The sequence below is a fragment of the Paenibacillus sp. J31R120 genome (assembly GCF_056269225.1).
This window is the reverse complement of record NZ_JBWDNN010000005.1, coordinates 15,550-29,333: the sequence shown is the minus strand read 5'-3', so window position 1 is coordinate 29,333 and position 13,784 is coordinate 15,550. Positions and strand designations below refer to the sequence as shown.

11 protein-coding genes are annotated in these 13,784 nt (G+C 55.9%); 9 read left to right on the top strand and 2 right to left on the bottom strand.

Annotation, left to right across the window (positions count from 1 at the left end):
• The first annotated feature begins 49 nt into the window (after positions 1–49).
• The 9 genes from AC0YNW_RS18480 to AC0YNW_RS18440 all read left to right on the top strand — a co-directional run bounded on the left by AC0YNW_RS18480 (position 50) and on the right by AC0YNW_RS18440 (position 10,368).
• Entirely contained in the window at positions 50–2,125 is a 2,076-nt protein-coding gene (locus AC0YNW_RS18480) for a hypothetical protein (protein ID WP_475833198.1), read from the top strand.
• A gap of 2 nt (positions 2,126–2,127) precedes the next feature.
• A complete protein-coding gene (locus AC0YNW_RS18475; RefSeq protein ID WP_475833197.1) occupies positions 2,128–2,784 on the top strand; it encodes an RraA family protein in 657 nt (218 codons plus the stop codon).
• Between the two features lie 27 nt (positions 2,785–2,811).
• Positions 2,812–3,573 carry an SDR family NAD(P)-dependent oxidoreductase gene (locus tag AC0YNW_RS18470; RefSeq protein ID WP_475833196.1) on the top strand — a complete coding sequence of 254 codons (762 nt, stop codon included), beginning with the start codon at positions 2,812–2,814 and terminating at the stop codon, positions 3,571–3,573.
• Between the two features lie 75 nt (positions 3,574–3,648).
• Entirely contained in the window at positions 3,649–4,527 is an 879-nt protein-coding gene (locus tag AC0YNW_RS18465) for an SMP-30/gluconolactonase/LRE family protein (RefSeq protein ID WP_475833195.1), read from the top strand.
• Between the two features lie 19 nt (positions 4,528–4,546).
• A complete protein-coding gene (locus tag AC0YNW_RS18460) occupies positions 4,547–5,317 on the top strand; it encodes an SDR family NAD(P)-dependent oxidoreductase (RefSeq protein WP_475833194.1) in 771 nt (256 codons plus the stop codon).
• 181 nt (positions 5,318–5,498) lie between these two features.
• Positions 5,499–6,404: a fumarylacetoacetate hydrolase family protein gene (locus AC0YNW_RS18455; RefSeq protein WP_475833193.1), complete on the top strand. Its 906-nt coding sequence runs from the start codon at positions 5,499–5,501 to the stop codon at positions 6,402–6,404.
• 11 nt (positions 6,405–6,415) lie between these two features.
• Positions 6,416–7,252 carry an amidohydrolase family protein gene (locus tag AC0YNW_RS18450; RefSeq protein WP_475833192.1) on the top strand — a complete coding sequence of 279 codons (837 nt, stop codon included), beginning with the start codon at positions 6,416–6,418 and terminating at the stop codon, positions 7,250–7,252.
• Positions 7,253–7,281: 29 nt separating this feature from the next.
• Entirely contained in the window at positions 7,282–9,033 is a 1,752-nt protein-coding gene (locus tag AC0YNW_RS18445; RefSeq protein ID WP_475833191.1) for an IlvD/Edd family dehydratase, read from the top strand.
• Between the two features lie 186 nt (positions 9,034–9,219).
• Positions 9,220–10,368 carry a GNAT family N-acetyltransferase gene (locus tag AC0YNW_RS18440; protein ID WP_475833190.1) on the top strand — a complete coding sequence of 383 codons (1,149 nt, stop codon included), beginning with the start codon at positions 9,220–9,222 and terminating at the stop codon, positions 10,366–10,368.
• Positions 10,369–10,534: 166 nt separating this feature from the next.
• On the opposite strand, the gene AC0YNW_RS18435 is transcribed toward AC0YNW_RS18440, so the two are convergent.
• Positions 10,535–12,586 carry an LTA synthase family protein gene (locus tag AC0YNW_RS18435; protein WP_475833189.1) on the bottom strand — a complete coding sequence of 684 codons (2,052 nt, stop codon included), beginning with the start codon at positions 12,584–12,586 and terminating at the stop codon, positions 10,535–10,537.
• A complete protein-coding gene (locus AC0YNW_RS18430; RefSeq protein WP_387476177.1) occupies positions 12,583–13,728 on the bottom strand; it encodes a THUMP domain-containing class I SAM-dependent RNA methyltransferase in 1,146 nt (381 codons plus the stop codon). Before AC0YNW_RS18430 ends, AC0YNW_RS18435 begins: the two co-directional genes overlap by 4 nt.
• Between the last annotated feature and the right edge of the window lie 56 nt (positions 13,729–13,784).

Below are 13,784 nucleotides of genomic sequence, written 5' to 3'. Positions count from 1 at the left end.
ATGCAGGCTCTCCTCTCTCTATCCGCACAAGTTAGAAGGAGGCTTCATCATGGACAACAATGCCGGAGCATTCATGATCCGGGTACCGACGGTCAAGGCGCTGAAGGCGTTGCCGGAGGAAAGCCGGATACCGGGAGGTTCCGTCTGGGTTGAAGGGTATGAAGAGGCGGGAGACGCGGGGGCCAAGCTGGTTTATTGGTCGCCAGCATGCAAGGTCGCGGATAACGGCGGAACCGTCCACGCGCCTGAGGCCGGAGGCGAAGGACGGTGGCTGGTGGGACATGACGGAGTAGGGCGCTTCAGCTGGTTCGGACATTTCGATGCCGATCGGGCTGCGGACGACGCTCTGGACGCCATGGTGAACGATCCTTCCATCCGCCGGATCGAGGCAGGCTCGGATTTGCGCTTTATCAGGCGCCATGAGTTCAGCCGAAGCGGCATTGAGCTGAATTTTGGGGGCTTCTCGGCCTATACGGATGGCATGGAGGATGCGCCTGACAATGATCCTTTTGCCGCGCTGCTATTGTTTAGAGGCAAGCTTACCGATGTGGAGCAGACGATTCGGCTGACGGAGCCGCTTGCGGAGATGGATGAGAGATTCCCGGTTGCCGATTCGGAAGCATTCACGGCCGGAGATTGGTGGATCGTTCGCTGCGATCGTCTCAGTGGCGGGGCGGAGCGCGAGCTGGAGAAGATGCTGCGGGTAACCGAGGTCATGGATGATGGCCGCGTGCGCTTCGATTATAAAAACGGCTGGAAGCTGGAGCCTGGACGGGAGATCAGCTACCGCAAGGTGGAGCCAGTTGTCGGGGCATCCGTCCGCAGCATGAAATTCCACGGGGCAGGGACGACAATGGCTGCGGGCTCTCATCCCGTAGCTTACGAGTTCGCGTCGGAATGCCATGTGTCGGACATTGACGCTTACCGCACATTCTGGCCAGTCGTCATGCGGCGCTACTGCTCCCACTATGTGACGGAGCGGTGCAAGCTGACCAATCCCGTCGAAGTGCTGATTGGAGGCACGGGGTATTTAACTCAGCAAATCTACTGCTTGTATGGGGTGGTCAGAGATTGCCTCACGAGCAATGGCAGACACTTGAACGACTTTACAGGCTCCGCTTATGGCTACGTGGAGAACTGCCATGCCGACGGCGACGATCTGGGCGCGTTCGTGACGCATGGGCAATATGAGCATGACCTGACGTATGTAGGCAACTCCGGACTGATGTCCTTTGCCAACAGCGGACCGACCTGGGGCGAGAGCGCCAAGCGGATTACGGTGAAGCAGCATGTCGGCTCTTGGTTCATCGCCCATCGGAAGGTGACGGATCTGACGCTGGAGGACGTGCATGTCTTTAGGCGAGACGGAGTAGAAAATTCGGCTAACACGGGCTCGTTCTGGCTGAATGCGGACGGCGTCCAGATGAAGAACTGCACAGCGGAGGCGATGGTCCGATTCGTGCAAGTATCAGATCGCTCCGCAAGACCGAATGTGGCGGAGAACAGCTCCTTCACCGTCACGAAGGGACGAAGGCTCTCGCATGAGGGGGTAGACGGCAAGCTTCAATTCGTACGATGCCGCTTTCTCGGCCTCCACGGGAACCGCTTCGAGGGCGGGGGCGAGCTGAGCTTCCGCGATTGCGAATGGCAGGGAGCAAGCGAGCAATCCGATGCGGTAACCGTAGCTGGTTCCGGCTTCAGCTTTACAGGCGGTAGCATGGACAATACCGGCGTCGCGATGGTTGGCGAAGGAGCGAAGCGAGTCGAGGTGGCAGGCGGCGCGCGCTTAAGCGGCACTAATGCTGGCAAGGTCTTTTTGAGACGGGAAGCGAGTGGCGAGACACAAGGATCGACGGAGTGGCGGCTGATGGGCTACATAAGCCGGGCAGCCGACAGTGAGACGGCGCATGTCCAACTGGACGGCGCGTCCCATGCGTATCTGGCAAGCGGCGTAACCTTTGATGGCGGCCGGTTTCATTGCCCCGACGCTGCTTTCGAGGCAGGCGGCTATATGCTGCACAAGGATAATATCGAGCTGAATGTCAGCCGTGAGGTCATGCCAGCCGAACGAAATGGCGTTCAGCACGCACATCATAATATGAACATCACAACTGGAGGGTATTGAACATGAACGATCAACAACTATTTGAGCAAATGGAATCTTTGTTATACGCAGCGGTGATCTCCGACACGCTGGATGAGCTGGGCTACCGCAATCAAGTTATGCGTGAAAATATTAATCCGATCGTTAACGATTGGGTAGTGGCAGGCCGGGCGAAAACGATTCTGTCTGTGGACGTGCACTATGTGCCGGAGGACCCGTATGCGAAAGAAATCGAAGCGGTAGACAGCGTGAAGCCGAACGAAGTGGTTATCGGCTGTACGAACGAGTCGAAGCAGAACGGGCTATGGGGCGAGCTGTTATCCACCGCTTCGAAGATGCGCGGCGCAAGAGGCGCGATCGTGGACGGCCTCATCCGCGATACGAAAAAAATCGAAGAGCTGGGCTTCCCGGTATTCGCAACCGGCACGAAGCCGGTCGACTCGCAGGGCAGAGGCCTGGTGATCGACTATGATATTCCGGTGTTGTGCGGCGGCGTGATGGTGCATCCGGGCGACGTTATCTTCGGAGACCGTGACGGCGTAGTTGTAATCCCGCAGGCCTTGGTGGATGACGTGTTCAAGCGCGCAATGGATAAGGTAACACGCGAGAATCATACGCGTGACGAGCTGCTGGAGGGCCGTACGCTGCGCGAAGTGTATGACAAATACGGCGTGCTGTAAGGCGCACGGATGAAGGAGCGAACCGGCATGAGGCTGCAAGAGAAAAGAGCGGTTGTGACAGGCGCGGCGCGCGGCATCGGCCTCGCGATCGCCGAGCGCTTCCTGCAAGAAGGCGCAAGCGTCGTGCTGATTGACCGGGACGGCGGTGAATTGGAGACAGCGCTTCAAAGCTTAGCTTCGTATGGGGGACGCGCAGTTGCAGAGGTCTGCGACCTGCGCAGCCTTCCGGAGCTGGAGCATGCGGCGGCATCCGCGTTCGGCCGATTCGGCGGGATTGATATTCTGGTCAATAACGCCGGCATCGCCTTCCGCGAGCCGTTCATGGGGATCTCCATGGAGCGATGGGAAGCCGTATTTGACGTCAATGTACGAGCCGTCTTCCGTCTGGGACAGCTGGCTGCGGATTGCATGGCGAGGCAGGGGACGGGAGGCGCCATCCTCAATATGAGCTCCAAGAACGGACTGTCCGCCAGCGGCGAGCTGGCCCATTACAATGCGTCGAAGGCGGCGGTCGTCTTGCTGACGGAATCCATGGCGGTGGAGCTTGCCAGTTATGGCATCCGCGTCAACGCGGTCGCGCCGGGCTTCGTCGATACGCCGCTCGATCGCAAGCTGCGCGAAGAGAACAGCTTGCCGGCGTATTCGGAGCATACTCCCATGAAGCGCGGAGGCAGCGTGACGGAGATTGCGAATGCTTTTCTGTTCCTCGCATCGGACGAAGCTTCCTATATTACAGGAACAACGCTGCGGGTGGATGGAGGACATTTGGCGAACGGCAGCGAATTGTGAGGTAGCCGCGCCGACTATCAACCTTGTCCGGTTGGCCGGCAAGCAGCGGACAGCATGAGCAGGGGGATGGAAGCGATGACGACAATCGTAAATTTGGTGCTTGATGCCCGGGCTGCATTAGGTGAAGGACCGCACTGGGACGCTGAAACCAATCAATTATATTTTGTAGATATTGACGGGAGAGCACTGCATGTGTACGACACAGTCTCCCGCAATCATCGGATGCACCGCTTTGACAAGCGGGTAAGCGCCGTAATACCAGCCGTGGATGGTTCGCTTATCGTGACGCTGGAAGACGGCATTTACAACTATTACCCCGATTCGGGAGCGCTGCATGTCATTGCGCTCATCGAAGCGGAGATGCCGGATAACCGGTTCAACGATGCTAAATGCGATCCTGCCGGCAGGCTCTGGGCAGGCACGATGAGCACAGGCTACGCCAAGAATCAAGGAAGTCTCTACCGGCTGGAGCGAGGCGGAGAGCCTGCGCGCGTCGTAACGGAAGTGGGCTGCTCCAACGGCTTGGCTTGGGATGAGAGCAAGGGATGCATGTATTATATCGATACGTTAAAGCTTGCGGTAGACCGATTCCGTTACAATAGCGGCACAGGCGAAATTAGCGGGCGCGAGACGGTGATCGAATGGCCGTCGAAGGAAGGTTATCCCGACGGCATGACGATAGACAACGAGGGCATGCTCTGGATTGCGCATTGGGGAGGCGGCAAAGTATCGCGCTTTGATCCCGATACCGGCAAGCGGCTGGCGGAGATCGAAGTGCCGGCCCTTTACGTCACATCCTGCGTATTCGGCGGCGAACGCCTTGATGAATTATATATCACGACGGCGAGAGTCGTCTTGTCGGAAGACGAGCATGCCTTATATCCCCATGCAGGCGGCGTATTTATGGCGAAGCCGGGCGTGACGGGGACGCCTTCCAGACGATTCGGACCTTAACAACAAGGAGGTACTGGTTATGCGCTTGAGGGACAAGGTTGCGATTATTACCGGCTCCGGCTCCGGCATCGGGCGAAGCTCGGCGCTGCTCTTCGCCTCGGAAGGGGCGGCTGTTGTCATTGCGGATCTGGATCGCGAGAGAGGGCAGCAAGCAGCGGATGAGATCACAGCATTGGGCGGCAAGGCGATCCATGTGACATGCGATGTGACGGAGCAAGAGGCGGCGAAAGCGCTGGCGGCCAAGACGGTAGCGGCATATGGCCGAATCGACGTGCTGTTCAACAATGCGGGCATCAGCCATGTCGGCGCGCTTCATGAAGTGGAGCCGGATGCGTGGGACCGCGTCATACGCGTTAACGTGCGCGGGGTATACATGACGGCGGCTGCCGTCTTGCCTTATATGATGGAGAGCCGGTCAGGCTCGATTATTAATATGTCATCCAGCATTGCCGAGATGGGCGTATCCGCAAGAGCGGCATATACGGCCTCCAAAGGCGCTGTCCTCTCGCTCACGAAAGCGATGCAGGTTGATTACGCGCCATACGGCATACGCGTCAACGCGCTGCTGCCAGGCACGATCATGACCCCTTTCGTCGAGGGATACTTGAGCCGTTCCGCCGACCCGGAAGCTGCGAAGGCTTCCATCAAGCGAAGACAGCTGAGCGGCGAGCTCGGCCGTCCCGAGGATGTGGCCCATGCAGCGCTGTTCCTCGCTTCTGACGAATCGCGCTTTGTCATGGGTTCGCCGTTTTATGTGGATGGAGGGCTTGTTTTCGGCAAAAACGCATAGCTGCGGCAGAGAACGGATGGCTCACTCATCCCTTGTTGATAACAGAACAAGCGTTCGACTTTCAGGCGTGGCACCTCGCATGATCGCAATGAATGTATGTTTTCCATGTCAGATAGAGGTTCAGATATCAAGCCCGTTTGCAGCGCAACCATACCGTAACAGAAAAGGAGAGGGTACAACGATGAAACTGATGACTTTTATGAAGGATGGAGTATACCGGACAGGCGTAAAAACGGAAGAGGGCGTGCTCGATTTGGCAGCAGCCGTGCAGGGCAGCGCTTCCGGAGAGCCGATTCCAGCCACTGTCAGAGAAGTGATTGCAGGCGGGGACAGCGCCCGTGAAGCGGTAGAGGCGTTCATCGCACAATTGAAGTCGGAGGGCCCTGAGCCATACCGCGCCTATCTGAATCACGAAGAGGAGCTATCCATCGGTCCATGCGTTACCGAACCCGAGAAGCTGATCTGCATCGGGCTCAACTACCGCAAGCATGCGGAGGAGTCCAACATGCCGATCCCGGCATACCCGATTCTGTTCAACAAATTCAACAACACGCTGAATGGACATGGCAGCGACGTTCCGCTGCCGAGGACGTCGAGCGAGGTGGATTACGAAGCGGAGCTTGGCATTGTCATCGGGCGCACAGCCAAGTATGTAAGCGAAGAGGAAGCGCTGGATTATGTATTCGGCTATTGTACGGCGAACGACTTGTCGGCACGCGACTTGCAAATGCGCACCAGCCAGTGGCTGGCGGGCAAATCCTGCGACGGCTTCTCGCCGATCGGCCCTTACCTCGTATCCGCGGATGAAGTGGGCGACCCCAATGCGCTTGCGATTAGCTGCACGGTGAATGGCGAGCTTCGCCAAAGCTCCAACACTTCGGATATGATCTTCAACTGCAAGCAAATCATCAGTTATGTCTCCCATTGCATGACGCTGAAGCCGGGCGACATCATCCTCACAGGAACGCCGGAGGGCGTCGTGCTGGGATACTCGCCGGAGAAGCGAGTCTACCTGCAGAACGGAGATGTCGTTACGGTGTCCATCGAAAAGCTGGGTGCGATCACGAATCGCATGGTTAGCGAATAGGGGGGTTGGCGATGATCTTCGACAGCCACACTCACCTGTTCGGACCCGGCATGTGCAGCGGCCCCACTGAAGCGGCCATCAAGCGCGCATGGGGACCGGATATGGAAATATTGGCGACACCCGAGATGCATGAGGAAGCGACTGCCGGTTGCAGCGGCTCCATCGTACTGGCGATGGCGGCTTATGCCACCGGCCTGGTTGTGCCGAACGAATATGTCGCGGAGTATTGCGCCAAGGACAGCACAAGGCGCTTCGGGTTCGCCAGCGTTGATCCGAACGACCCGGACGCTGTCGTCAAGTTCGAGACGGCCATCAGAGAGCTGAACTTGAAAGGACTTAAGCTGGGGCCCATCTACCAAAACTTTTATCCCGATGCGAAGGAGCATTTTCCCCTCTATGCGAAGGCCGAAGAGCTGGACGTGCCGATTCTATGGCATCAAGGCACATCTTTTGTGCCGGAGGGCTATCTGGATGCTTCGCGCCCGGCGATGCTGGACCCCATTGCAAGAGCTTTTCCAAAGCTGAAAATGATTGTAGCGCATATGGGCCATCCATGGATTGATGAATGCATCTCGCTTGTCCGCAAGCACCCGAACTTATATATGGATGTGTCCGCGCTCGGCAGCAGGCCATGGCAGTTCTATAATGCGCTTGTATCGGCACAGGAGTACGGCTCGGTGCAAAAAATTCTTTTTGGCTCGGATTATCCTTTTTTTACGCCGGACCGGATGATCGACGCGATGCAACGCATCAACGAACCGGCAGAAGGGACGAAGATGCCGCGCGTAACGGATGAGACGATCGAATCGATTCTGCATCGCGATACGCCGACCATTCTTGGGTTTTAACAGACGGAGCATACAGGAGGAGAATGGCAGTGAAGAGTGAGAGCTATTTTGGCGAAAAGGACTTATGGGGATTCATTCATCGCTCGTTCACCAAATCGATGGGCTACACCGAAGACGATCTTCGCAAGCCTGTCATCGGCATCTGCAATACATTCAGCGAGCTGAACAAATGCCATTCCCACTTTAATGAGCTTGTCGATTACGTGAAGCGAGGCGTCTGGCAAGTCGGCGGCTTGCCGATGGAATTCCCGACGATCTCAATCGGCGAGCCGTATGTGAAGCCGACGACCATGCTGCTGCGTAACCTGATGGCGATGGATACGGAAGAGATGATGAAGGCGCATCCGATCGACGGCGTCGTGCTGATCGGCGGCTGTGACAAGACGGTTCCCGCCCAGCTGATGGCGGCGGCAAGCGCAAACATCCCGGCTATCGTCCTGACGGGCGGTCCGATGCTGAACGGCCGTTTGCAAGGCCGAAGCCTCGGCGCTTGCACGGATTGTTACGGCTTTACGCTGGAGCATAAGGCGGGTAACCTGAGCGACGAGGAGCTGGCAACAGCGGAGAATTCCGTCTGTCGCAGCGACGGCCATTGCATGGTCATGGGCACGGCAAGCACGATGGCTTCCATCGCGGAAGCCATCGGCATGGCGCTTCCCGGCTGCGCCGCTATTCCCGCCCCTGACAGCCGCCGCAGACATATCTCCGAAGCGACTGGCAAACAGATTGTGGAACTGGTGCGCCGCAATATCCGTCCGCGCGACATTATGACGATGGACGCGCTGGAGAATGCTATCCGCATTACGATGGCGAGCGGCGGCTCGACGAATGCGATCATTCATCTGGTAGCTATTGCTGGACGGCTTGGCTTCAAGCTGCCGCTGGAGACATTCGACCGGATTAGCGCACAGACCCCGTTCCTCTTGAATCTGCGCCCGTCGGGCAAATATCAGATGGAGGAATACTTCGAAGCGGGAGGTGTTCCGGCCTTGATGAAGGAGCTGGAGCCGCTCCTGCATGGAGACTGTCTGACCGTTACGGGCAAGACGATGAAGGAGAATCTGGCAACAGAGCCGCGTACCTGGAACCCGGATGTCATTCGTCCGATGGTCGAGCCGCTGGACTCGCAAGGCGGAATCGCCGTGCTGAAGGGCAATCTGGCGCCAAACGGCGCCTTGATCAAGCAGACGGCCGTCTCCCCGCATCTGAAGAAGCATAAGGGGAAAGCAGTCGTCTTTGACAGCCCGGAGGACCTCGCTGCGCGAATCGACGATCCAAACCTGGATGTGGACGAAAACAGCGTGCTGGTGCTGAAAAATGCGGGACCGAAAGGCGCGCCGGCTATGCCGGAGATCGGCCAGATTCCGATTCCGGCGAAGCTGCTGAAGCAAGGCATTCGGGATATGGTTCGTATATCGGATGCGCGGATCAGCGGCACGTCTTACGGAGCGCTGATCGTGCATGTCTCGCCGGAGGCGGCAGTCGGCGGAACGCTGGCGCTTGTGCAATCCGGCGATGAGATTGAGCTGGACATTGAGGCGAAGCGGCTGCAGCTTCATGTGGCCGAGGAAGACCTCGCGATTAGAAGAAGCGGCTGGTCGGCGCCGAAGCCGCATTACGACCGTGGCTACGGCCTGCTGTTCCACGAGCGGGTGCTGCAAGCTCATCTGGGCTGCGACTTCGACTTCCTGCTGCCACCGGACCTTCGTGAGGAGCTGTTACGCGAGGAAGCTGACAGTATTAACAAGAGTCAGGCGGCTGTTGAAAGAGATAACGTTTGATTGGCAGGTTGTCTTATGAAAAGGCAATCTAGCGACAGCAAGTGATGGCTTTTGAGCAAGTAAAGTAGCAAGATACATCCAGCAAGATACATCCAACAAGATACATCCAACAAGATACACCCAACAAGATACACCCAACAAGATACACCCAACAAGACCGACCTTGTACAAGAAGGAGCCGATGATGTGGACATTCGTGCAATGAACAAAGCCGATCTCAAGGAAGCGGCGGCGCTAGCCAATCGTATATTCAGAGAGTCGGGGCATTCGTCGATGGCGGACGCCTTCCCGCCGATTTTCTCTGGAGCTTTCCAGAGCTCACTGGGCCTATATGTGGACGGCAAGCTGGTCGCCTTTATGGGACTGGTGCCTCATCTGCTGAGGATCGGCAAGGCGGAGGTTCCGATGTTTGCTTTAGGGTCGGTATGTACCGATCCGGAGCATCAAGGTAAGGGCTACGCCGGCTTGCTGCTGGATCGCGTATTTGCGCATATGGAGGCATCCGGGGCTTCTCTCTTATATGTATCAGGGGCGGGCAAGCTATATGCACGCAACGGCTGTATGCCTTTTGGCTCGACGCGAAGGTACCGGCTGCATGCAGGCATAGCTTCCATAGCTGCGCCGACTGAGGAAGGCGTTCATATCCGTGAAGGTATCGAGAGTGATCGCTTCGAGATTCACAGCTTATACAAGGAGAGCGCCGTCAGATATGAGCGCGGTCTCTTCGAGACAGGCATGCTAATGCAAGCAGAGGCGATTGCGGGTATTTATAAGCTGGAACAGCGCTTGCTCGTAGCTGTCCATCAAGATCGCATTATCGCCTATACGGTGCTGGCGGTGAAAGGCAAGCAAGCTACGGATGCGGTTGCGTTCATGGTGGAAGGAGCGGGCGACGCTGGCGCTTTGGAACAAATACTGCTTCATGCGCTTAGAAGCGGCATGGCCGAAGAACTGGATGTCACTGTTCCTTGGCATGAACATGCTTGGAGAGAGAAGCTTGATCATTATCCATACGCGGATGGCACCCAGTCCGGCACGATACGGATCGTGAGCCCGGATCGTTTTTGGAAGAGCATAACACCTTACTTAGTGGAAATCGACGCGGAAGCGACGAGTCTGGTTTCCGTGCAGAATGTGGCGGTTCCCTCCGGAGAGGAGGCGGCTGTCCGGCTGAAAGTGGATCAAGCAGAGCTAACGTTGAATCAGAACGAATGGATATCGCTGCTGTTCGATACTGCATGGGACATACCGTCGATTACAGAGGTGCAACGGGAAATACTGAAGCGATTGCTGCCGATTCCGACGCCTTATCCCGCCGGCTTGAATTTTGTGTAGGGTTGCCCATGCAAGTTGGTCGAACCGTTTAAAGTGCGGAAGCGCGGGAAGCGTGAATGCCTTGTGATTTGAAGCATGTAGGCTCTGAAGCTGCTTGGATAGCCACTAACCCGAAAACCGAAAAAAGAGGTCAACCGGATCGTTTCGGTTGACCTCTTTTGCTAAATTACGGCTTGGCAGGATCTGCGATCGCTTCGACCGCACCGTTGTTTTTGAAGGTACGAAGCAGGTTGCCGATGACGACCCGATCCGACATCATCAGCTCAAGCTGGGCCGACTCCGTCATCGGAAGGCAGGCTGCCGAGTCGAGTAGTTCTCCGGTATCTGCGGTATAACATTTTCCGTTCGCAGACAAGCCGTCAGCCGAAGGAATGTAATAGTGGTGACCATCTGTCCAGGAGCCGTACCGCTGCGTTACGATCCGTGTCTCCTCCTGCTGCTCGGTCAGCAAAGGCGATCCCAGCCATTTGGGCTCGGATGTCGACAGACCCAGCAAGTGCATGAGAGTCGGCGTTACATCCAACTGACCGCCGGCTTTTTCATACGTGCCCGCATGAGCGCCGTCAGGAAGGTGGATCAGCATAGGAACGCTTTTGATCAGCTGCTCGCGTTCCATCTCGTTAGAGGTGTCCTTCATAAAGCGGGTATACCAATCCCAATTTTGAATGGAGTTGTCATGATCCCCGTAAAGCACGAAGATCGTATTGTCCCATAGCCCCTCGGATTTCAGACGATCGATCAGCTCCCCCAGCGCCGCATCCGCATAGTGGACCACCTGCAAATAGTCGCCCATCATCGTGCCGGTCAGCTCCTCCGTATCGAGCAGCTTCTCGGCAGCGGGAAGCGAATACGGGTGGTGGCTAGTGAGTGAGATCAGGAAAGAATGGAATGGCTGGGGCAATTCCGCAATGACATCCATCGATTGCCGGTAAAACGATTTGTCTCCTAGCGACCATCCCAGACGCTCATCCATTTCGTAATGCTTCATGCTGTAGAATTGATCGTAATTCATCTTATTGTACATGACGTTGCGGTTCCAGAATCCGCCTTGATAAGGGTGGAATACATTGACGCTGTACCCTTCGTTTTTCAACTGCGACGGCAAGCAGGCGTATTCATGCGAAGCGTACTGAATAAAGACGGAACCGCTTTTCATCGGCTGCAAGGAGCAATTGACGGCGAAGTCGGCGTCGGATGTGCGTCCTTGAGCGGTCTGGTGGTAGAAGTTCGAGAAGTACGCGCTTTCTTTAATTAACTCGTTGAGGACGGGCGTAATTTCTTTGCCGCCAATAGATTGGCCAATCATGAACGCCTGCAGCGATTCCACTTGAACCATAAGCACATTGCTGTCTTTATAGGCGCCGAACAGACTGTCGCTTCGCTCAAGCTCGCCTCTGGCCGCTGCACGTTCTTCCATGAAGCGCTGCGTATCTGAACGCTGCTCCGCCGAAACAGGCTCTGAATTGAACCAGTTCAGCTTGGCGTAACGATACACATCGTATCCATGGAATCCAAGCGAGCCTGCAACGTTGTAGATGGATAAATTCCACCAGTTTTTTTCGAACAGCCCTTTGGCCCATGTATCCGTCGCATGATTTAAGTTGGTGAAAAAAAGCGAGAAGCCCAGCATAAATGCGGCCGCGCTGCACGCGATTCGAATGCCGATTCTCCGCCATCGGATGGCACGGGTGATGGAGGAGAGGCGATTGGCTAAGTCCGTACGACCCTTCCACAGCACATACACAGCATATAAGATAATGATCAAAGCATCCGCAAACAACCGAAAGTCTTCCGGTTTCATCAGCGTGTGAATGCTTCCTCCAAGCGATTCTACTTGTCCGAGCTGAAGCAGCACCGGCACGGTGATCAAATCCTGAAAGTAGCGGTAATAGATCACATCGGCATACAGAATGAAGGAGAGGATCAAGTTAAGCGAAATCAAGGCGATCAGCCTTCCGCGCGTTGGCAGAAGCAGCGCCCAGAAGGAGGCCAGCAGAATCGCACCTGTCTCGATGATTTTGTCTGCATCCGTCATATCCATGTAGGGGACAGACAGCAGCTTGTTGAACCAATATACTTTGAGCCCCATGGCGATAACAAAAAGAAGCAAATCCAGTGCTACCCAGCGGTCAAACACGCGCAGAGTGAAGCCGAGCGCACGGCGAATCCAAGATTTGTTGCTTTTTGGCCCTATGCTTTCGGCCATTGGATGAATCATTGACGCTTCTCCCTTGGAGGCAGTGGTCCGAAGAACTGATAATAATCGGTCTGAATCCGGCCGTTGAACAGCTTGCGTTTCTTATCGGCTGGACGACCCATATAGTGCTCGACCTGATCGGACGGACTGATGGCGAATACGGACCAAGTTGGATAATGAAGCGTCATCAGTCCGAACTGGCGCAGAGCTGCCTCTGCTTCGAGGTCGTCGCCTAGTCTCTCGCCGTATGGAGGGTTCGTAATGATTACGCCATAGTCGCCCTTCGGCTTTGCCTTCGCGACAGGGAGGACGCTCACTTGGATGTCCTTTGCGAATCCTGCGCGTTTGATCGCAGTTTCGGAAATTTCAATCGATCTTGGATCGATATCAGAGCCTGCAATTTGAAGCGGAATGTCGTCTTTGACTGCATCGAACGCTTCTTCACGCGCGGCGCTCCATAGCTCTGCCGGAATGCGGTCCCAACGCTCGCTGTTGAAGTTGCGGCGCAAGCCAGGAGCGATATTCCAGCCAATCATGGCTGCTTCCACGAGGAAGGTTCCCGATCCGCAGAATGGATCGTAGAACGGGCGCTCCGGACGCCAGCGGCTTAGCAGAATAAGTGCCGCCGCCATCGATTCACGAATCGGAGCTTCGTTGGAGACAAGGCGGTATCCACGCTTATGTAGACCTGCGCCGGATGTATCCAGCGTCAACAGCGCTTCGTCATTGAGCAAGGATACTTCAATGACGTATCTGCCGCCGTTTTCATCGAACCATTCTGTGCCGTAGCGATCCTTCATTTTTTCGACAACTGCTTTTTTGACGATTTTCTGACATGCAGGCACGCTGGACAGCTGGGATTTGTGGGAACGTCCTTCTACCGGGAATTCCCCATTTTCGGGAATCCAGTCCGGCCAGTCGAGTGCTTTCGTTCCTTCGAACAGCTCGTCGAACGTCGTTGCTTTGAATGTACCCATATTAATAAGAATCCGGCCAGCGGTACGAAGCCATAGATTCGTTCTGCATATGTCCTCAGGTCCGCCCTTGAAGTTGACGCGTCCATTCTCCACTTGAAGGTCATGATAGCCGAGTTCTTTCAACTCTCTGGCGACGACGGCTTCAAGCCCCATCGGGGAAGTGGCGATCAATTGTAATTGTTCCATCTTGCACTCTCATTTCCGTAACGTTTATAATGGTTCTTTTCTTGCTACGTTTCCTA

Bases quoted from the DNA above. Each gene is read 5' to 3' on its own strand.
- AC0YNW_RS18465 (WP_475833195.1), top strand. From the start codon at position 3,649: ATGACGACAATCGTAAATTTGGTGCTTGATGCCCGGGCTGCATTAGGT.
- AC0YNW_RS18470 (WP_475833196.1), top strand. From the start codon at position 2,812: ATGAGGCTGCAAGAGAAAAGAGCGGTTGTGACAGGCGCGGCGCGCGGC.
- AC0YNW_RS18450 (WP_475833192.1), top strand. From the start codon at position 6,416: ATGATCTTCGACAGCCACACTCACCTGTTCGGACCCGGCATGTGCAGC.
- AC0YNW_RS18475 (WP_475833197.1), top strand. From the start codon at position 2,128: ATGAACGATCAACAACTATTTGAGCAAATGGAATCTTTGTTATACGCA.
- AC0YNW_RS18430 (WP_387476177.1), bottom strand. From the start codon at position 13,728: ATGGAACAATTACAATTGATCGCCACTTCCCCGATGGGGCTTGAAGCC.
- AC0YNW_RS18455 (WP_475833193.1), top strand. From the start codon at position 5,499: ATGAAACTGATGACTTTTATGAAGGATGGAGTATACCGGACAGGCGTA.
- AC0YNW_RS18480 (WP_475833198.1), top strand. From the start codon at position 50: ATGGACAACAATGCCGGAGCATTCATGATCCGGGTACCGACGGTCAAG.
- AC0YNW_RS18460 (WP_475833194.1), top strand. From the start codon at position 4,547: ATGCGCTTGAGGGACAAGGTTGCGATTATTACCGGCTCCGGCTCCGGC.
- AC0YNW_RS18435 (WP_475833189.1), bottom strand. From the start codon at position 12,586: ATGATTCATCCAATGGCCGAAAGCATAGGGCCAAAAAGCAACAAATCT.